Consider the following 17,610-nt stretch of genomic DNA (forward strand, 5'->3'; position numbering starts at 1 on the left):
CCCTCCGCGCGAAGTCCATGCCGAGTACGAGAAGTTGCGAATCGCCGCGTGAAATAAACGGTCAGAAGCCTGTCCGGAAAGCGCGAGGCCCCTCAACTGCACGACGAACACGCTCAGCAGGACGGCCAGGGCTATGCGGACCAGGCTGTAGCCGGCGTCGACGTCCGCCGCGGTTTCGTAATCGCCAGGCGTTCGCAGGTCGGAGTTGACCACGAAAGAGACGTAGACCGCGGCGAAAACCGACAGGAACCACGCGCCGTAGGTCCAGACGACTCCGCGGCCGCCGGGCAGAGCCCTGAGCCATCCCAGCCCGATGTCGGTGCGTGACATGGCGTTCGCGTGGCCGGCACGCACCCACCGCTGGTACGCATACAAAACGGCCATGAAAGCGACGAAGCGCAACATGCTCGTGGTGTTGAGCGTCTGGAGTGCGCCGTGCAAAGCCTGCTGGTCATAGCCACGGTGAGCGGCGGCCAAGGCCCATTCATGGGCCCGCGTGCGCTCGGCGAAGAACCGCACTGCCTCGCTGACGACGGCGACCGCGGCTGCAGCCAGCACCACAAGCAGTGGGCCCGACAGCGAGACCCGCCCGGGACTCACCTTGGACTGGACCAGCAACGCCGCCTTGTCGTTGCGCCCGCGACGCTGAGGGGGCTTCGCCTCGTCGCTCTTCTGCTGACAGTCCGGACACAGTCCTTTGATCCCGTCAAAGGCAATTCCACGCTGCCGACAAATCCGGCACGTCAATAGCATCCCGCGCCCCCTCCATGCTTGATCACTGTTGAATTGAGCGCCGCATCCTACCGGGGTCCTCCACAAAGACGTCGAGACCTCTCACACAGCGAGGATCGAACATGGGCGTAGATCCCACCGCCGAGATGGGAGACCTATGACGAGGGGCCTTGTGACCGCCCTGGGGGCCCTGGGGGCCTGGCCAGGAGGCCAGGCCGGACCCAACGCCCAGGGCGGTCAAAGACATCAGGGCCGCACCACGACACGCGCCCGAGAACCCCAACAAGGAATCGTCCCTGAGGAGCCACACCACTCCAGACGACGTGACTGCCGCCCGCGACCACACCGCGCATGCCGACCGACTTGGAGCCGGGCGGTGGTGCTGCTTGTGCGCGTCTTCGGCGGACGGGGTCTTGGTGGTCTTTCGGCTGCGGTGTGGATCGCGCGGGACGGTGTGGTGCGTCGGCTTGAGTATTCGCGGGCTTTGGGCGGTTCCTTCGGTGGGCTGGCCACAACGCTGCATCTGAGTGCGGACGGGAATTGCCGCCCACTGTCGTGGGTCATCACGCCGGGACAGCGCGCGGATTGCACCCGTCGCGGCCGGCAACGCCTGGCGCAACAGCAAGATCCGCAAGTATCAACGGCGGTGCGCATCCAGCACGTGATCCCGGAGAAGGGCGGCCACCGGACTGGCCGTCGCAAGCGCGGTTCACGCGCAGGCCACCGCGCCGGCTTCGTCAAGTCCCGCTGCGGGCTCGGAACTCGGTGGAACGGGCGATCAAGCGCGAAAGCAGTTCGGAGCCATGGCTATCCGTCATGACAAGCGCGGCTACGCCTACCCCGGGCACGTAACCGCTGCTGCGCTGATCATCTGGCTCCGAACCTGACAGACGTAATCAGGCAACAGGAGATCAACCGTTCGCCAGCTCCTCGGCGCTGCGTTCCACACAGAATTCGTTGCCCTCGGGGTCATGCAGCGTCACCCACCCGGTGCCGTCGGGCCGTCGGTGGTCGCCCTGAAGCGTGGCACCGAGCAAGAGCAAGCGCTCGACCTCCTCATCCCTGGTGCGGTCCTGGGGTTGGAGATCCAGATGCACCCGGTTCTTCACCGCCTTGCGGTCATCGACCCTGACGAACAGCAAGGTGGCGGCAGCCGTCGTGACCACGGCTTCCGGATCCCCGGGAAAGTCGTCATCGCCGAGCGAGCCGTCCAGAACCTGGGCCCAAAAGCCCGCTAGAACGAACGGGTCTGCTGCATCGACAGTGACATGGCGTATCAAAGAACCCATGTCCCAAGCCGATCATGAATGCATCCCACAGTCCAGAGGCGGCCAGCCTCGACGCCAACCGCCTCACCAGGCTCTGGGCACGATCGAAGATACAGCCCCCGTTGTTGCGGGTCAGGACGTTGATGACGGCGCATAGTGATGGGCAAGATTGGTGGCGAGGTCGCGCAGGTGGGCCCTGGCTTCGGTAGGGCCGTGCACAGTGATGGCGCTCCCGAACGGCAGTAGTGCTCGCACGTCCTCCAGACGCAGGAAGCGGATCGTTACCTTGTGGCCGGTGGCGGATTCTTCAGGGGCGTCCCGGACGAGTCGTAGGCCAAAGATCCGTTGCGCTCGCTCGATCTGGGTCTGGTCTATGGTGGCGCTGACCTCTATCACATGGTTGTGTTCCCACTGAGCAACGAGCGCTGCAGCGGCGGTGGCCAGAGTCTGGCTCTCGCGGATCCGTCGTGGCTGGTCGACTTCTTTCCACGTCGTGATCCGTTCGAGTCGGTACATCCGTGGCACTCGGGCGCAGTCGGCCACGAGGTACCAGATGCCGGCCTTGGCGAACAGCCCGTAGGGATCCACGACCAGGTCGCGTGGGCATGACTCGTGTGGGCTGTCGTACTCGATCCGTAGCCGGCGACCTCGCCGCACCGCGCCGATCAGCGAAGCCGGAGTCGTGCCGAAAGCTCGTGCCTCACGCCAGGGACGGCTGTCCACGTGCACTACGTCGGTGAGCGGCACGAGCCCATGAACTCGAGGTGGCTGTGTAGCGGCGATCTTGGAGAGCGCCCGCCGGCTTTCGGCCGATGCGTTGAGCTCTACACGTTGCTTCTCATCCAGCCCGGCGAGCGACAGATGATCACGCTCGTCCGGTGTGAGTCGCGTGAGGTCGAGTCCGGATCCGGGCAGCATGGTCACGCCTCCGAGGCGGCCCCGGTGCGCGGTCACCGGCAGGCCGGCGTCGCGGAGCCAGTTCAGATCCCGGGTGATGGTTCGAAGGGACACCCCGAGCGCTGAGGCGAGTTCCTGTGTGGTCACGGCCTCCCTCGATGCGAGGAGCAGCATCAGGGTGAAGAAGCGATCTGGGGTCACCCACCAATTTTTTCAGGAATTTGCGACACGATGCGGCGCATATCCCGGTCAGGCTGCTGCATACGTGCCTACCACCTGTCAGAAGGAACGACCATGACCACATCCGTCGTGTCCATCGTCTACGTGAACGACGCTCCCGCCGCAGCTCGTTTCTACGGCGACCTCCTCGGGATGAGCCCCTCGTTCGAGACTTCGGGATACATCACCTTCGACCTCGGGCCAGGCGCTGACCTCGGTCTGTGGTCCGGCCAGTTCGAGGGTCTGTCACCGGACGTCCCGCGCACCGGTGAGGTGTGCCTGGCCATCGACGGTGGACCCGACGAGATCAACGCGACCTTTGAGCAGTGGAAGTCCAAGGGTGTCAGGATCCTGCGCGAGCCGCATGATGCGGGGTTCGGGCTGACCTTCCTCGCCGCCGATCCTGACGGGAACCGTATCCGCGTCGCACCGCGGGGCTGAAAGCCGTAATGCGGCGGGCGCGCACGAAGGTGTCATGCCTGCCGTCGTCTGCCTTCGAGAGGACGATCCCGGCTCGGCCTCGGCAAACGCCGCTCCATCCATGTCACCGCCGTCGAGCCGGGCAGTTTCCGGACCGGCTGGGCCGGCCGCTCGGTGATCCGCGCTCCACGTGTGATCGCCGACTACGACGAGCCGTTCGCGCCGCTTCGCGCCGGGCTCATCCACGGCGGCGGCCATCAGCCTGCCGCCGCCGCGGAGCTGCGCATCGTGGCGGCCGAGCAGCCGCCTGGCACGCCTGCTGCTCGGCGCCGACGCGCTTCGGCTCGTCAAGGCCGCACGCCACGCCTTCGAGCGCGACATGCCGGCATGGGCCGAGCTGTCGTCCTCCACCGGCTTCGACGACGTCAGCAGTTCCGCCTGACGTCACTCGCCGGCTGGCCCCAGCGCGGGGCCCGACGGCGGTCGACATCACCGAGTCGGCCCGCTCTTGATCCGCCACAGCCGGGCCAGCCCGTAGCGGGGGCCGGGACGCGGGCTGCCGGAGCGGAAATCGTGCGGACCAGCCGCCGGGGTGTGACCCGCTCGATCACGCCAGGCCGATCAATGCGCTGTCCCGGCCGGTCGGACGGGCGGATCAGCGCAGTCCGGCGAAGAGATCGTTCTCGGGTACGGTCGCGCCGGTGGCGTCCTGGACACGTACGAAGGTCTCCGTGCCCATCAACGCGCCGAACCTCTCCTTGCCCATCTTGAGGAAGAAGATGTTCTCGCCCTGACTGGCGTGCGCGGCCAGCGCGTCGAACTTCTGGCCGCTGAACCCGGTCGTGTCCACCCACGTGGTGATCTCATCGTCGGGAAGGCCGATCTCCGCCAGCGCGGCGGCCTCGGCAGGATCCGGCTCCGGCATGCCCTCACCGAACTCGCGCATGATCTCGCCGAACTGCTGCATCATCGAGCGCGGCGCCGTGGTCCAGTACACCTTCGGTGTCAGCTCGGTCATCTCCAGCGCCGCCATGGTGATGCGGTGGGCCTGGATGTGGTCGGGGTGGCCGTAGAAGCCGTTCTCGTCATAGGTGACGACCACATCAGGCCGGTAGTGCCGCATGAGTTCCGCAAGGCGGGCCGCGCCTTCCTGCACGGGGGTCCGCCAGAAGGAGCCGGGCGCATCGTTGCTCGGCCAGCCCATCATCCCGGAGTCGGCATAACCCAGCATCTCCAGATCGCTGACCTTCAGCACATCACAACTCGCCTCGAGTTCCTGACGACGCATCAAAGCGACCGCCGCCGGATCGTGCCCGGGCTCGCCCGGCTTCACACCTCCCGGTCCGTCACCACAACCGCCGTCGGTACACGTCACCAGAACCGTGCGGATGCCTTCCGCCGCATACCGCGCAAGGACCCCTCCGGTTCCGGTGGCCTCGTCGTCGGGGTGGGCGTGTACTGCCATGAGGGTCAAGCGCCGGTCAGTCATGAAACACTCCTTCAGCAGAAATACGTCGTCTTGGTCCAAGTAGCACGGCAGGCGGGCCGCGTTCTGAGGCCCGGGTCCCGGTGGGCGGACGACCTTGCGGCGTCTGTGTTCCCCACCCCTGCAGCTTTGGCCCCTCGGCGATACAACCGTGCCGACCGGACCGGCTGTTCCCGCCGCGGCCCTTCGGCGATCCAGACGTCGGCGTTCAGCGCGAACGAGTCACCAGCGCGACCCGCACATCACAGCACCACGCCGCAACCGGTCCCCATCGACACCCGCTGGTCAGGGTGAGCACCCGTACCCAGGCGCGCTGCAGGCCGCGGACCTCGAGGAGCCCAGTGCGGTGTGGGTCCGGGTGTGCGCGGGCGTCTCTGCCAGGCTGCGGGGCGGATGCGGCTGGTGGTGGTCCGGATCGACTGATCCATGGCGAGTGTGGCCGCCACTGTGTGCCGCGCCCACCAGCACGCCACCGGCGCTCGCAAGCAGGCACCACGTAAACACGGTGAGCGCACCCGGCCCGTCCAACACCGCGGGATGAAGCCCTCGGTCGTTCACGCGGCGGGCCGAGCACAATGACCCGCCTAAAGGCTTTCCCGCGATGATCTTTCCCGTTCACGCTTCTCCTGCCGGGCGACCGCCACGATCCAGCCGGCGGACATCAGGGCGCCTGTTGCGCCCGCCAACACCACCAGGCCTTCTGTGGGAATCATGTTGTCGCCGCCTGGATACTCCTGCTCGCACAGCCGCACCGTCTCCGGGTGCTCCACGGCGGCTTCGAGGCAAACCACCGTGCCGACCGCGGGATCGGTCGACCCGGCCCCGCGTCCCAGCGGGAGGTCCTCGGTGGCGAACCGCTGACCGTCAACCTGGTAGGACACCCGGATTTCGCTCCCGCCCCTGACCTGCACCACACGGTCGACGACGCCGTGGACCCGCACGGGCGAGGCGTCGATTCGTGCAGCGTCCGAGATCTCGCCGGCCAGCGAGCAGCCTCCCACCAATGCCACCCCCAGGGACCCCGTCGCAACCGCAAGCGGAGCCCGCCTCCCACGCCCGAAAGCACCCCACCGCATGCCGACAGTGTCACACGTCGAACCATTCGCCTGACGGGTCAGCACTCACGGGACAGCCCTTGGCTCCGGCTCAAGGCCGCCTTGCTCGAACGCTCCAGGGGCGGCCAGACCAGCAGTGCACATCGCCGGCGACCGATGGCGCGAGCCGCTGGGCACCCGCCGTTGGGGGTCGTCCGGGCTGCCTTCGCCGGCATGGCCTGGGGGTCAGCCGTTGAGGTTCTGCATCAGCTCGGGGGCGTAGCGGTCGCCGGAGACGATGCCCTGTGGGGCGACGGCTTCGATGGCGGCCACGTCCTCATCGTTGATCGTGACGGCGGTGGCCGCGATGTTCTCCTCCAGGTAGCGGCGGCGCTTGGTGCCGGGGATGGCGACCGCGCCCCGGTGCAGCACCCAGGCAAGAGCCAGCTGGGACGGCGAGACCTGCTTGTCGGCGGCGATACGGCGGACCTCGTCGACCACAGCAAGGTTGCGGGCGAAGTTCTCGCCCTGGAAGCGCGGGTCGGTACGGCGGAAGTCGTCGGCGGCGAAGTCGTCCGGGCTGGTGATCGCACCGGAGAGGAATCCGCGTCCCAGTGGCGAGTAGGCGACCAGGCCGATCCCGAGCTCGTTCAGGGTGGCCATGACCCCGTCGCCCTCGATGCCGCGCTCGAAGAGCGAGTACTCGGTCTGGACCGCCGTGATCGGGTGGACGGAGTGGGCGCGGCGGATGGTCTGCGGGGCGACCTCGGACAGGCCGATGCAGCGGACCTTGCCGGCGGCAACCATGTCGCCCATGGCGCCGACGGTCTCCTCGATCGGCACCTGCGGGTCGACCCGGTGCAGGTAGTAGAGGTCGACATGATCGGTCTCCAGGTGGCGCAGGGAGCGGTCCAGGGAACGCCGGATGTACTCGGGGCGCCCGTTGTGGCCGACGAGTGTGCCGTCGTCGGTGAACTCGATGCCCGTCTTGGTGGCGACGACGGCCCGCTCGCGGCGGCCGGCGAGGGCACTGCCGAGGAGTTGTTCGTTGATGAACGGGCCGTAGCCTTCGGCGGTGTCCAGCAGGGTCACGCCCAGTTCCAGGGCGCGGTCGATGGTGGCGAGGGACTCGGCCTCGTCCGTGCTGCCGTAGAAGGCGCTCATGCCCATGCAGCCGAGTCCTTGGGCGGACACGGTCAGGCCCTGGCTGCCGAGGGTGCGGCGTTCCATGGTGATCTTCCTTGCTGTTGCGGGTCTTCCCGCGGCGTGTGACTGGCTGGTGGTGCGGCCGCGCGCCCCCGACCCGGTCGCGGGCGAGGCGGTCAGCGCACCCAGGTGCCGGTGAGGGTCTGGACGGCGGAACCGTCGAGGTCGGCGAGGGTGGTGGCGACGAAGTCGCGGGCCCACTGCGAGGTCTGGATACGGAAGGGCGGGCGGGCGGCGGTCAGGGCCTCGACGATCGGGGCGGCTGCCTCGGCCGGGGTCTGGGCGTTGCCGAACGACTGCCGGGTGCGGGTGAGGTAGGCCTCAAGCGCGGGGCTGTAGGGACCGGCGGCGGCGAGCAGCGCCGGGACGTCCAGGCCGAGGTTGGCGACGAACTCGCTCGCCACCGCGCCCGGCTCGACCACGGTGACATCGACGCCGACGGTGGCGGCGACCGGCGCGAGGGACTGCATGAAGCCCTCGACGGCGAACTTGGCCGCGCAGTACGCCTCGTTGAAGGGCTGGCCGACGACGCCGCCGACGCTGGTGACGGTGATCAGCCGGCCCTTCGACGCACGCAGGTGCGGCAGGGCGGCCCGGGTCACCGCCACCACACCGAAGAAGTTGACCTCCATGGCCGCGCGGACGTCGTCGACGCTGCTCTGCTCGATGGTGCCGACCTGGGCGGCGCCGGCGTTGTTGACCAGCGCGTCCAGGCGGCCGTGCTCGGCGACGACCTCGTCCAGACAGGCGGTGATGCCGGCGGAGTCGGTCACGTCCAGGTGCTTGATCTGGATCCGGTCCGCGACACCCGCCTCCGCGGCGGCCTTGAGCAGGGCATCGGCCTTGCCGATGTCGCGCATGGTGGCGATGGTCGTCCAGCCCGCCCGGGCGGTGCCGACGGCGGCGGCCAGGCCGATGCCGGAGGACGTACCGGTGATCAGAACTGTCTTCGGGGTGGTCATAACGGTCTTCCTTGCCTGGGAGCGCGACGGGCCGACACCCGTAACCGGGGAGTTCCCCAGTTATCTGCAACGGTAAGCGGGGAACTCCCCGGTTGTCCAGCTAGACTGGCCCCCGAGGAAGGGAGCAGCCTTGACCAGCAAGCCGAGCGTGTTGCGCGCCGACGCCCGCCGCAACCGGGAGCGAATCCTCGAAGCGGCCGTGCGCGCCTTCTCCGAGAAGGGCCCGGACGTCGCGATCGACACCATCGCCAAGGCCGCGGGCGTCGGCTCGGCCACCCTCTACCGCCACTTCCCCACCCGCGAGGCGCTCATCGAGGCGACTTATCGCAACGAGCTGGCCCGTGTCTGCGACAGCGCCGCGAAGCTGCTCGCCGACAACCCGCCCGACCGGGCGATGCGGCTGTGGATGGACGACTTCATCGACTACCTGACTGCCAAGCAGGGCATGGCGGACGCCCTGCGGGCCGCGGTCGCATCGGGTGCGGACCCCTTCGCCGAGACCCTCGACAAGCTCGGCACCGCCCTCGGCACCCTGCTGCGCGCCGGCGCCGACACCGGTCTGCTGCGCCCGGACATCGACCCCTTCGACGTCGGCTTCAGCCTGGCCGGCGTCGCGCTGATCACCAGCGCTCCCGACCAACGCGAACGGGCCGGCCGCCTCCTCGACCTCCTCCTCGACGGTCTCCGCTACGGAGCGGACGGACCGACGCCCAGCTCATGACCCGGCTCCGGCCGGGGCAGGCAGTAACCCTCCGCGACAAGGATCGGAACCGGCCACTCCAGCGGCACGACGGTTCCCGCAGGAGTCGCGCAACGAGCTGACGAGGCATCAATTCTGGCCGTCTGGAGCATGGTGCCGCACAAGAAAACCGTTTGGCGGACCACGGCGCCCCCTGCTACTTTCGCGGAGGCCGTGCGAGAGAACGAGGAGGTGGTACCCGTGAACGAATCGACATGGGTGCTCTCCTTAGGGGTCACGGTCGGGCGATAGGTCGTCCGGGAGCGCCGTTCAAGCGCACTCCCGAAAGGCACGACCATGACCCTTCACTTCACTTCCGAACAGCGCCTCGACGACGGTGTCCTGGAACGCGAATTCACCCTCGGCGAGATCCCCGGCATCCTGTGGACGCCCACATCCGCCTCCGCACCGACGCCGCTGATCCTGCTCGGCCACCCCGGCGGGCAGCGCAGGATGTACCCCCGGCTGGTGGCGCGGGCCCGGCACTGCGTGGCGGATGGCTTCGCCGCGGCCACCATCGAGCTCCCCGGGAGCGGTGAGCGGCCCCGTTGGGCCGCCGCCGAGCAGGCCCGTGCCGACCTGCGCCGGGCCATGGAAGCCGGCGAGCCGGTCGGCGACGAGATCATCGACGCCCTCATCCTCCCGCTCGTCGACAGAGCGGTCCCGGAATGGCGGGCCACACTGGACGCCCTTCTGTCACTGCCGGAGGTCGGCGGTCCGGTCGGATACTCGGGGGGAGTGATCTCCATCGGGGTGCGCCTCGCGGCGGTCGAGCCGCGGATCGTGGCCGCCGCTTTCTTCGCCGGGAGTTTCGTGCCTCGCGCCATGTTCGAGGAGGCCCGCCGGGTCACCATTCCGCTGCACGTACTACTGCAGTGGGACGACGAGGGGAACGACCGGCAGGCGGCCCTGGACCTGTTCGACGCCTTCGGCTCCAAAGAGAAGTCTCTGCACGCCAATATGGGCGGGCACACCGGCGTCCCGCAGTCCGCGGGCGAAGCCGCGGCCCGGTTCTTCAACCGGCACCTGAAGTGAAGCCGGGCCGCCAGGCCAGCATCGGACGGTAGGCCTTGTGGGGGCGCGGGCCTCTGCCAACCAGGTGGAGGCCCGCGCTGCCCAGGGCCATGAACTGCTCGGCTTCTGCAGTGCTCGTGTGCTGCCCAAGCTCGCGTCCAGGTGCTGGCCTGACAGTCATGCGGGAGCTGAGCCGCGGGCCAGTTCGTAGGCGAAGTCGACCGTTTCGGCGAGGCGGCCGTTGGTCGTGTGGCGGCTTGGTTCGGCAATGAGGTCGGCGTCGAATTCTGAGGCATGCTCGGCGAGCACTGAGGACGGTAGGAACGAGGTGGATCGGATGTGGCCGGCGAGTTCGGGAAGCGTCCAGTGGTGCTCCACCCCGAACTCGTGGCGTCCGGCCACCTCGAAGCCGGCTCGGGACAGTACTTCATGGTCTGGGTCCTGCTGCCGTGCTTGCAGGGCGAGGTCGACCAGCACAACGCGAGGCAGCCGCCGGGCCTGAGCCAGGTGTAGGCGCGCGCTGGGCCATCAAGGAGCGGTTGAGCCGGTGAGAAGCATTGCCGATGACGATCAGCTCGAAGGCGCCCGGCTCTGCATCCAGATCTTCGGCACGGGCGGTGACCGTCCGGACGTGGTCCGCCCCGACGGCGTCTGCCTTGGCGCGGACCACCTCGGTCATGCCTGGTTCGGCGGCCCACACGTCCGTGAACCGGTCACGCAGGGGGAAGGTGAGTTGGCCGGTGCCGCAGGCCAGATCCGGCAGGCGTCCGCGCCCTGAGAAAGCGGCTCGGCGTGCGAGGTCGGCGATCATCGCGTCGGGGTAGGGCAGCCGAAACTGCTCGTAGTCCGGCCGTCCCCCGGTAGAGGTCGGGGTCGAATCTCACCTGACTGTCCACGCGGCCACCATGACATAGGGCAGCCCGGCCCAGGAACGTGGCCGGACGCAAGCATCCCGGATCTGTCCATCATGGTTCTGGGAATATCCCGGCGATCACAAGGGGCAGGCTGATGTGGCCCGTACGGGTCAGCGCGCCGGCGGTCAGGAGCGGATGCGCGACCCCCGCCTGGAGCGCGAACCGCGGTCGCAGCCGTGGTGGCAGGGGACTTCCTCGCTCACCGCACGGGCCGGCTCATGGGCGGTCGGCTGCTCGCAGGCGGCGCAGGGCGTCGCATCCCGAAGTGCCGCCTGGAAACGGGCCGAGACACTCATGACGCGCCACGGAGGCCGGGCGGTTCTCATGGCCCGCTTCATGCCTGTGGTGCGCACCCTCGCCCCGCACTTCGCGGGCGCCACTCGCCTGCCCTACCGGCGCATCGCTCCCTACAGCGTCTTGGCAGCCTTCCTGTGGGCGACAGCCGAAGTGGGTGCCGGATACGCGGCCGCGACCTCACTGCAGCGTGTCCTCACCATCGGCGGCCCCATTCTGGCGCTGCTCGCTCTGACCGCAGTCGGCGGCGCGCTGCTGTGGCGTAGTGCAGCGTCCCTGGTACACCACTCGGACAACTGACCGCGGTTGCCGTGCGGAACAATCTGCTCCCTCTGTCCGTACTATCTCTACACGCCACGCCCTGTGCTGCGGTGCCGCCCATGTCGTCGTGCAGCACACGGGGGCCACTCCCCCGGGCTCGCTGCGGCCGCCACAGGTCCGTTTCGGCCGCGGCCTCAAGGAAAGGTCGGCATCATGCCCGAGAACACCACCACTTCGACGGAACTGACCTCGCAATACGCCGCCCAGGTCACCAGCGACCTCGAGCGCAACCTCAAAGAGCAGGAACGCATCAGCGGAGAAATCGCCGCGCTGCAGGAGCAGTTGAGCACGCTGCAGCACGACCACACCGTGCTGACGAACATGCAGCAGGCACTCGGCATCACTCTCCGCCCCGACAAGCCTGCCACCGCGCCCGAACAAGCCGCCGTGCCCGCTCCGCGCAAAAAGGCTGCCGCGCCGTCGAGTGGCACCGCCCGCGCCAAAAAATCCAACACTGCGCCCAGCCGCGCACGAACGCGGAAGCCGGCCGGCAAGGCCCCGGTCACAGCTACGCAAACGACACAGCCCTCGCTGGTCGAACTGATCCGCCAACACCTCGCCGGGCAGAGCGAACCGCGCTCCACGGCCGAGGTCGCCGCTGCCCTCGACCAGGCCCACCCCGAGCGCGGGATCAAGAACACTGTGGTGCGCACCACCCTGGAAAACCTCGTCGCCAGGGGCCAGGCCCAGCGCACCAAGCAGGGCAGCTCCGTCTACTACGTCGCCCCTGACAAGGGCCGGCCCACGCAGACCGCTCCGACCTCATCGCAGCAGCAGGCGGAGGCTCAGTCTGAGGAAGCGAAGTAACCGGGCCGGGGTGGCAGCGCCCAGCCCTGATGTCGGCCCGGCGCGGCCAGCTGTACCGCCACCGGCGTACGCCCGCTGAGCGTTGTACGTGAGGAAGTCGCTCCGACCAGAACGCCCACGATGCCCGTCCGACGCCGGGCCGATGCCCCTTGTGCCATAGATGTCTCCCACCTGCGGAAGTGTGGCGGAAGCCTGTCTGTCGTGAATGTACCTGCGACCTCTCGGGCAGGCGGGCCGGCACAGGTCCGTGAGGGGCACGTCAATGAAGCGTTCCCTACGTCAGTACCAGCGGACAAGGCCGGCCGCGCCCTGCCCGGTGCGGACAGCGTGGCGGAGAACGCGCAGGGGGCCGTCCAGGAGCCCCTCGGCGTCGTGGTCGGGATCGTCCCCCAGACCGGTCATCCACCGGTGGATCCGCTCGACTGCATCACGCCGCTGGGCTCCGGTCAGGGCAAGGGCCTCCTCAGCCGCAGGGAGCCGGGCGCGAACCTCCTCGGCATGTAGGAGGAAGTCCCCGAACCAGCCCGGTAGCCGCAGCACCGCATCGGGACCCAGTGCGTAGGCCAAGGCCGAGAAGGGGCTTGCTTTGCGTGCCGCGGTGGCGAACAGACCCTCGTCTTCCTTGGGCGGGAACTGGTCCATAACAGCGTTGCCCAGCGCCTCCACCGCATCGGAGTCGTCATAGCAGTTGTCGAAAAACGTGCTCAGCCGGAAGGCGTCTTCGTGAGCGACCCAACTGCCGGGAGAGGTCTTGGACGCGCTGAACAGAGACTCCCGTGCCGTGCTCCGCCACCAAGCCAGTTCGCCGGCGACATCAGCGTGCGCCGGCATCGGTGTCGGCAGCGAAGCCTGAACCGCTGCTTGCAACAGCTCCTTTGTCTTCTGGTCAGGCAGCGTCCCGATGACCCACACACCCATGACGCTCAACTCCGCCTCCGCTTCAGGCCCGACACGCCGCACATCGAGCGGCAACAGCGCTATGACTGCGGCTCGATCACCCAGACGGTACCGGCACTTCCGGCTCCACCACCGCTGAACGATTTCGGCGTCTCCGCCGTCTGAGGAGGGGTGACGCGGAAAGCGACTCCGACTTCACCTCCGGGTTCCACACCGGCCCGTCCGACACGCATCAGATGACCGACTGCACCATCAGCTTCAGCAGCGACCGCACCGGCTGAGCCGGGCAGGGCCGGGCGGCGCACCGCTGATCAGCGCGCTGACGCCCCAACTCGGCACCCCACTATGAGGTGACGTCCATGTCCCGACCTCCGCACCGCCGACACCGTCCCCGCCTGCCCCAGGCCGGCGGCGCATGGCTCGCCATCGTTTTGGCCCTCCTCGCCGTCCTGGCCGTGGGAGCGACCGGCTGTTCGCAGCCGGACGTCCGCAGCGGCGCGCCCCCGCTCAAGCTGTGCGGGGTCACCTTCTGGAGCGGCGCCGAGGGCATTGGCACGACCCAGCTCAACGCCTACACCCGCGGAATGCCGTCCGCTCCGGCCGGCGACCGGCTCCCCGCCACGACCGCCCGGGACGCGAGCGGTCCGCCGCCCCGCGTCGTCTCCGTCTCCTCCGACTGCTCCCACGGCCGTACGGTCGTTGTCTCTCCGGCCTCCTCGGTGCGCGTCCGCAGGACGGCGAAGGACGGCGACGGCCGCATCGTCGCCCTCTCCCTCGTCCCGACGCGGCCCGGCACCCCTGCCAAGGTGCACATCTACGCCTATGACGGCACCCGCCCCACCGGACAGGTCCTCACAACGGTGGGCTGATACGCGCCCCCGGAAGCGCCGCCGACTGGTGACACAGCCCATCCGACCGGTGATGATCCCGCCGCTTCCGTGAGGTCGCCGCCCTGCCCGCTTCCGGACCTCGGCCCGGACGCATTGGGCACGGGCCCCGCCGGCCAGGCCGTCGAAGAAGTCATCGGCGCCTCGGCAACCTTCTCCCGCCGCAGCGACCTACCGCTGACCGCACAATAGGTCGTGTGGTCCACGTCCCGATCGGTCGTCATCTGCTGCGTGCCAAGGATCTCGCGGACGCTCGCTACGGCGAGCCGCTCACGGTCGCCGGCATGGCGGCGGCCGCCGCGCTGTCCCCCGCCCACTTCAGCCGCTGCTTCAAGGCCGCGTTCGGCGAGTCGCCGCACCAGTATCTGCTGACCCGCCGCCTCGAACGGGCCGCGGCGCTGCTGCTCGCGACCGACTGGACGGTGGCCGCGGTCGGGGTCGCCGTCGGCGCACAGAGCATCGGCTCGTTCACGACGAGTTTCCGCCGGATGTACGGGACGACCCCGCAGGCCTACCGGGCGGCTCATCCGCCCGCCGCACGGCATGTGCGCATCCCCCGCTGTGTGGCAATGGCCTATGCACGGCCGCAGCACCGCACGTTTCGAGAAGACACGACATCGGCGACTGCCTAGCGTCGTTCCCAGGAAATCGACCAAGGAGCGGCCATGGCCACGATCAAGATAGCCAATGCTCAGTTCTGGGTGCACGACCAGGACGAGGCGCTCGACTTCTACACCACCAAGCTCGGCTGGGAGGTCAGGGCGGACGTGACCATGGAGGCGTGGAGCTTCCGCTGGTTGTGTGTCGCTCCGCCCGGCGGAAACGGCCCGGCGCTGGTGCTGATGCCCGTACCGGGGCAGCCGATGCTGGATGAGACGAGCAGTGCCCAGCTGTCCGATCTGGTGGCCAAGGGTGCGGGCGGCACGCTGTTCCTGGAGACCGACGACTGCAAGGCCGCCTATGACGAGCTGTCCGCCCGCGGGGTCGAGTTCAACGACCCGCCGACCGTGCAGCCGTATGGAATCGACACGTCCTTCCGCGATCCCTCGGGCAACAACATCCGGCTCACACAAGTACTGGAATTCGATCCGGAACGGCACTGAACACGCCGCGGCTGTCGGCGGGGACATCAGGGACACGATCAGGGGTACACCTCAGGTGGAGGTCCATGATGTTCGAGGCAGGCGACATTCGTGAATGGCGTGGTCACGGCGTGGTCGACCCCGGCGGTCACAAGATCGGCACCCTGGAGGCCGTCTACGTCGACACCGCGACCGACCAGCCCTTCTTCGCGACGGTGGCCGTGGGTCTTCCCACCCGTCGGCGCCTGGTTTTCGTGCCGCTCTCCGGTGCGACCGTCGGGCCGGGCTATCTCAAGATCGCTCATCCCAAGGACCTGGTGAAGAAGGCTCCCGCGATCGACACCGACGGCGAGTTGCCTGCCACGGACGAGCCGGAGATCTTCGCGCACTACGAACTCGACTACGCCCCGGGAGCAGGCGGCGAACGCCGTCTGGCCCGTCGCTGAGCCGCCGCCGAGAAGGCGATGACGCCACTGGAGCGCCGATGAGTCTCTTTCTGTTCCTCGTCCTCGTCGCCCTCGTTCTGGGCATCATCGGATTCGCCGCGCACGGTCTGTTCTATCTGCTGATCATCGGCGCCGTCGTGCTGCTCGCCGACCTCACGTACGGCGCCGTGCGCTTCCGCCGGGGCGGCAGAAAGCACCGCCTGGCGCGCTGACCGCGCCAGCTGCAGGCGAGCGCCGCCTGGTGGTCAGATGTCGCCCAGGCGGCGCATGTCCTCCTCGTCCCAGGTCCGGGTGTCGCGCGGCTGCGTGTAGGGCTCGGCCTCGGGCGGAAGCCCGCCGGCGATGGCCCGCTGCCGCACGCTCTCGGCATCGAACTCCAGGCCCAGAAGGATCGCGAGGTTGCTGATCCACAACCAGACGAGGAAGACGATGACGCCTGCCATGGTGCCGTAGGTCTTGTTGTACGAGGCGAAGTTGGCGACGTAGAACGCAAATCCGGCGGAGGCCGCCAGCCAGATCAGCAGGGCCAGCAGGCTTCCCGGCGTGATCCACCGGAAACCCTTGACCTTGGCGTTCGGGGTGGCCCAGTACAGGATCGCGATCATGATCGTGACCAGCAACACCAGAACGGGCCACTTGGCGATCGACCACACCGTCAGCGCGGTGTCCCCGATCCCCAGCGCCTGCCCGGTCTGGCGGGCCAGCCCACCGGTGAAGACCACGATCAGCGCGCTCATCACCGCCAGCACCATGAGCACCACGGTCACGCCGACGCGCACCGGCAGGACCTTCCACACCGGTCGGCCCTCCGGCATGTCGTAGACGGCGTTCGCAGCACGAATGAAGGCGCCCACGTACCCGGATGCCGACCACACCGCCAGCACGATGCCGACCAGGGCCATCACCGAGCCGGTCCCGGCGTTGTTCTGCAGCTGTTCGACGGCCCGCGTGATGATGTCGCGTGCCGAGCCGGGAGCCAATTGCCTGATGTTGCTCAGGACCTTGTCGGTGGCCGACTTGCCGGTGATCCCCAGCAGGGACACCAGCACCAGGAGGGCCGGGAACAAGGACAGCACGCCGTAGTAGGTCAGCGCCGCGGCCCGGTCCGCCAGCTCGTCGTCCTTGAACTCCTTCAGGCTGCCTTTGAGCACGGCGCGCCAGGCCCCCTTCGGCAGCTTCGTCGGTGAGTCCGGGGCAGCCCGTTCGACCTGCCGGTCCGGTCCTGCCTCCTCCGGCGACGGCACCGGCGTCCGGGGTGGTGGGGCCTCGTCGGGGCCGTGCTGGTGTTTCCGGCCTGGAAGATGCAGCCTGGTCATACTCGCCGGGTATCCCCAGGGCGCCCGCTCAAGCCGACACCCGCCCGCCGCGAGCCGAGATCATGGAGGTCGGCATCCCGCCGTGGCCGGTCGATCAGCTCACGGGCCCGTTCTTCTCGGCTCCAGGCCTGGATCTGTCGGGTGGGTCCAGGGTGAATACGGTGATCCACTCGGCGTCCGCGGCGTGGCAGCCGAGGCCGGTCAGGGTGTCGGAGGCGGCGCGCACGTGCCCGGCGCCGTAGACGACGGCGATGGTGAACGGGCCGGTCCGTCCCGAACAACCCCGGTCGAAGTCGGTCAGGGCCTTGGCGAGCAAGCGGTCGCGGCACCGGAGAACCAGGTCGTCCAGACCCGGCCACAAGTCCGCCACGGCCTCCCCGGCCTCGCTCATCAGGTCCTCCACCGCGAGGTGCCGGGCGAGCCGGCGACGCGTCCCCAGCAGCCGCATGCCGGCTGTCACGGCCGGCACGACCGCGGCGACCATCGTGCGTTCCTTCAGGGGCAGCCGCCGGAACTCTTCCTGGAATTGCGCACCGCTCATGTCGGGGCACACCACGGGCCGTCCGAACGCCTCGAAGCCGATGTCCTGGTGGCGCAACCGTTCCGCCACTTCCCGATAGAAGGCGGCCTCCCCGAGGTGAACCATGGGAAAGAGGACAAAAGTGAGCC

The 17,610-nt window shown here is 68.6% G+C and carries 22 protein-coding genes and 1 pseudogene; 11 read left to right on the plus strand and 12 right to left on the minus strand.

The window, feature by feature from the left end:
* The 3 genes from ACWCRD_RS42185 to ACWCRD_RS42195 all read right to left on the minus strand — a co-directional run.
* On the minus strand, positions 1-753 hold a 753-nt coding region (locus tag ACWCRD_RS42185), incomplete at its 3' end, for a hypothetical protein (RefSeq protein WP_450970979.1).
* An 890-nt stretch (positions 754-1,643) separates the two neighbouring features.
* Complete coding sequence (locus ACWCRD_RS42190; RefSeq protein WP_450970980.1) at positions 1,644-2,021, minus strand: VOC family protein; 378 nt, start codon at positions 2,019-2,021, stop codon at positions 1,644-1,646.
* A gap of 111 nt (positions 2,022-2,132) precedes the next feature.
* Positions 2,133-3,098 (minus strand): helix-turn-helix transcriptional regulator, encoded by a 966-nt coding sequence (locus tag ACWCRD_RS42195; protein ID WP_450970981.1) that lies wholly within the window; start codon positions 3,096-3,098, stop codon positions 2,133-2,135.
* Between the two features lie 93 nt (positions 3,099-3,191).
* Here ACWCRD_RS42195 and ACWCRD_RS42200 point away from each other — a divergent pair, with 93 nt between their 5' ends.
* Complete coding sequence (locus ACWCRD_RS42200; RefSeq protein ID WP_450970982.1) at positions 3,192-3,557, plus strand: VOC family protein; 366 nt, start codon at positions 3,192-3,194, stop codon at positions 3,555-3,557.
* A gap of 634 nt (positions 3,558-4,191) precedes the next feature.
* Here the strand turns inward: ACWCRD_RS42200 and ACWCRD_RS42205 are convergent.
* Positions 4,192-5,025, minus strand: coding sequence for a PIG-L family deacetylase (locus ACWCRD_RS42205; protein ID WP_450971023.1), 834 nt, complete (start codon positions 5,023-5,025; stop codon positions 4,192-4,194).
* Between the two features lie 420 nt (positions 5,026-5,445).
* Between ACWCRD_RS42205 and ACWCRD_RS42210 the strand changes: the two are divergent.
* Positions 5,446-5,588 (plus strand): annotated as a pseudogene (locus ACWCRD_RS42210) (IS5/IS1182 family transposase); the annotation flags it as partial.
* Positions 5,589-5,606: 18 nt separating this feature from the next.
* Here ACWCRD_RS42210 and ACWCRD_RS42215 read toward each other — a convergent pair.
* The 3 genes from ACWCRD_RS42215 to ACWCRD_RS42225 form a co-directional block, all read right to left on the minus strand.
* Positions 5,607-6,023, minus strand: coding sequence for a hypothetical protein (locus ACWCRD_RS42215; RefSeq protein WP_450970983.1), 417 nt, complete (start codon positions 6,021-6,023; stop codon positions 5,607-5,609).
* 279 nt (positions 6,024-6,302) lie between these two features.
* Positions 6,303-7,286 (minus strand): aldo/keto reductase, encoded by a 984-nt coding sequence (locus ACWCRD_RS42220; protein WP_450970984.1) that lies wholly within the window; start codon positions 7,284-7,286, stop codon positions 6,303-6,305.
* Positions 7,287-7,378: 92 nt separating this feature from the next.
* Entirely contained in the window at positions 7,379-8,284 is a 906-nt protein-coding gene (locus tag ACWCRD_RS42225; protein WP_450971024.1) for an SDR family oxidoreductase, read from the minus strand.
* A gap of 70 nt (positions 8,285-8,354) precedes the next feature.
* On the opposite strand from ACWCRD_RS42225, the gene ACWCRD_RS42230 reads away from it, so the two are divergent.
* Entirely contained in the window at positions 8,355-8,945 is a 591-nt protein-coding gene (locus ACWCRD_RS42230; RefSeq protein WP_450970985.1) for a TetR/AcrR family transcriptional regulator, read from the plus strand.
* A gap of 315 nt (positions 8,946-9,260) precedes the next feature.
* Positions 9,261-9,998, plus strand: coding sequence for a dienelactone hydrolase family protein (locus ACWCRD_RS42235; protein WP_450970986.1), 738 nt, complete (start codon positions 9,261-9,263; stop codon positions 9,996-9,998).
* Between the two features lie 156 nt (positions 9,999-10,154).
* On the opposite strand, the gene ACWCRD_RS42240 is transcribed toward ACWCRD_RS42235, so the two are convergent.
* A complete protein-coding gene (locus ACWCRD_RS42240) occupies positions 10,155-10,454 on the minus strand; it encodes a hypothetical protein (protein ID WP_450971028.1) in 300 nt (99 codons plus the stop codon).
* Positions 10,405-10,788: a class I SAM-dependent methyltransferase gene (locus ACWCRD_RS42245; RefSeq protein ID WP_450970987.1), complete on the minus strand. Its 384-nt coding sequence runs from the start codon at positions 10,786-10,788 to the stop codon at positions 10,405-10,407. Before ACWCRD_RS42245 ends, ACWCRD_RS42240 begins: the two co-directional genes overlap by 50 nt.
* 199 nt (positions 10,789-10,987) lie before the next feature.
* Here ACWCRD_RS42245 and ACWCRD_RS42250 point away from each other — a divergent pair, with 199 nt between their 5' ends.
* Together ACWCRD_RS42250 and ACWCRD_RS42255 are read left to right on the plus strand one after the other, a co-directional pair.
* The gene (locus ACWCRD_RS42250) at positions 10,988-11,485 is read left to right on the plus strand and encodes a DedA family protein (protein ID WP_450970988.1); all 498 of its coding nucleotides are present in this window, start codon (positions 10,988-10,990) and stop codon (positions 11,483-11,485) included.
* Between the two features lie 174 nt (positions 11,486-11,659).
* Positions 11,660-12,313 carry a hypothetical protein gene (locus tag ACWCRD_RS42255; protein ID WP_450970989.1) on the plus strand — a complete coding sequence of 218 codons (654 nt, stop codon included), beginning with the start codon at positions 11,660-11,662 and terminating at the stop codon, positions 12,311-12,313.
* A gap of 279 nt (positions 12,314-12,592) precedes the next feature.
* On the opposite strand, the gene ACWCRD_RS42260 is transcribed toward ACWCRD_RS42255, so the two are convergent.
* Positions 12,593-13,285, minus strand: coding sequence for a hypothetical protein (locus ACWCRD_RS42260; RefSeq protein WP_450970990.1), 693 nt, complete (start codon positions 13,283-13,285; stop codon positions 12,593-12,595).
* Between the two features lie 284 nt (positions 13,286-13,569).
* Here ACWCRD_RS42260 and ACWCRD_RS42265 point away from each other — a divergent pair, with 284 nt between their 5' ends.
* From ACWCRD_RS42265 to ACWCRD_RS42285, 5 genes are all read left to right on the plus strand, one after another.
* Positions 13,570-14,079, plus strand: coding sequence for a hypothetical protein (locus ACWCRD_RS42265; RefSeq protein WP_450970991.1), 510 nt, complete (start codon positions 13,570-13,572; stop codon positions 14,077-14,079).
* Between the two features lie 215 nt (positions 14,080-14,294).
* The gene (locus tag ACWCRD_RS42270; RefSeq protein ID WP_450970992.1) at positions 14,295-14,729 is read left to right on the plus strand and encodes a helix-turn-helix domain-containing protein; all 435 of its coding nucleotides are present in this window, start codon (positions 14,295-14,297) and stop codon (positions 14,727-14,729) included.
* A gap of 33 nt (positions 14,730-14,762) precedes the next feature.
* The gene (locus ACWCRD_RS42275) at positions 14,763-15,200 is read left to right on the plus strand and encodes a VOC family protein (RefSeq protein WP_450970993.1); all 438 of its coding nucleotides are present in this window, start codon (positions 14,763-14,765) and stop codon (positions 15,198-15,200) included.
* 68 nt (positions 15,201-15,268) lie between these two features.
* Positions 15,269-15,625: a PRC-barrel domain-containing protein gene (locus ACWCRD_RS42280; RefSeq protein ID WP_450971025.1), complete on the plus strand. Its 357-nt coding sequence runs from the start codon at positions 15,269-15,271 to the stop codon at positions 15,623-15,625.
* Positions 15,626-15,663: 38 nt separating this feature from the next.
* A complete protein-coding gene (locus ACWCRD_RS42285; protein ID WP_181922664.1) occupies positions 15,664-15,837 on the plus strand; it encodes a hypothetical protein in 174 nt (57 codons plus the stop codon).
* 33 nt (positions 15,838-15,870) lie between these two features.
* Here ACWCRD_RS42285 and ACWCRD_RS42290 read toward each other — a convergent pair whose 3' ends face one another.
* A complete protein-coding gene (locus ACWCRD_RS42290; RefSeq protein WP_450970994.1) occupies positions 15,871-16,941 on the minus strand; it encodes a YihY/virulence factor BrkB family protein in 1,071 nt (356 codons plus the stop codon).
* 94 nt (positions 16,942-17,035) lie between these two features.
* A complete protein-coding gene (locus ACWCRD_RS42295) occupies positions 17,036-17,587 on the minus strand; it encodes a hypothetical protein (protein ID WP_450970995.1) in 552 nt (183 codons plus the stop codon).
* Positions 17,588-17,610 lie beyond the last annotated feature (23 nt).

This window comes from Streptomyces sp. NPDC002092 (assembly GCF_053593775.1).

What these genes read in the sequence shown, in the direction of transcription:
- ACWCRD_RS42285 (WP_181922664.1), top strand. Translation starts at nt 15,664, where the DNA reads ATGAGTCTCTTTCTGTTCCTCGTCCTCGTCGCCCTCGTTCTGGGCATC.
- ACWCRD_RS42220 (WP_450970984.1), bottom strand. Translation starts at nt 7,286, where the DNA reads ATGGAACGCCGCACCCTCGGCAGCCAGGGCCTGACCGTGTCCGCCCAA.
- ACWCRD_RS42235 (WP_450970986.1), top strand. Translation starts at nt 9,261, where the DNA reads ATGACCCTTCACTTCACTTCCGAACAGCGCCTCGACGACGGTGTCCTG.
- ACWCRD_RS42280 (WP_450971025.1), top strand. Translation starts at nt 15,269, where the DNA reads ATGTTCGAGGCAGGCGACATTCGTGAATGGCGTGGTCACGGCGTGGTC.
- ACWCRD_RS42190 (WP_450970980.1), bottom strand. Translation starts at nt 2,021, where the DNA reads ATGGGTTCTTTGATACGCCATGTCACTGTCGATGCAGCAGACCCGTTC.
- ACWCRD_RS42205 (WP_450971023.1), bottom strand. Translation starts at nt 5,025, where the DNA reads ATGACTGACCGGCGCTTGACCCTCATGGCAGTACACGCCCACCCCGAC.
- ACWCRD_RS42265 (WP_450970991.1), top strand. Translation starts at nt 13,570, where the DNA reads ATGTCCCGACCTCCGCACCGCCGACACCGTCCCCGCCTGCCCCAGGCC.
- ACWCRD_RS42290 (WP_450970994.1), bottom strand. Translation starts at nt 16,941, where the DNA reads ATGACCAGGCTGCATCTTCCAGGCCGGAAACACCAGCACGGCCCCGAC.
- ACWCRD_RS42200 (WP_450970982.1), top strand. Translation starts at nt 3,192, where the DNA reads ATGACCACATCCGTCGTGTCCATCGTCTACGTGAACGACGCTCCCGCC.
- ACWCRD_RS42245 (WP_450970987.1), bottom strand. Translation starts at nt 10,788, where the DNA reads ATGATCGCCGACCTCGCACGCCGAGCCGCTTTCTCAGGGCGCGGACGC.
- ACWCRD_RS42275 (WP_450970993.1), top strand. Translation starts at nt 14,763, where the DNA reads ATGGCCACGATCAAGATAGCCAATGCTCAGTTCTGGGTGCACGACCAG.
- ACWCRD_RS42255 (WP_450970989.1), top strand. Translation starts at nt 11,660, where the DNA reads ATGCCCGAGAACACCACCACTTCGACGGAACTGACCTCGCAATACGCC.
- ACWCRD_RS42295 (WP_450970995.1), bottom strand. Translation starts at nt 17,587, where the DNA reads ATGGTTCACCTCGGGGAGGCCGCCTTCTATCGGGAAGTGGCGGAACGG.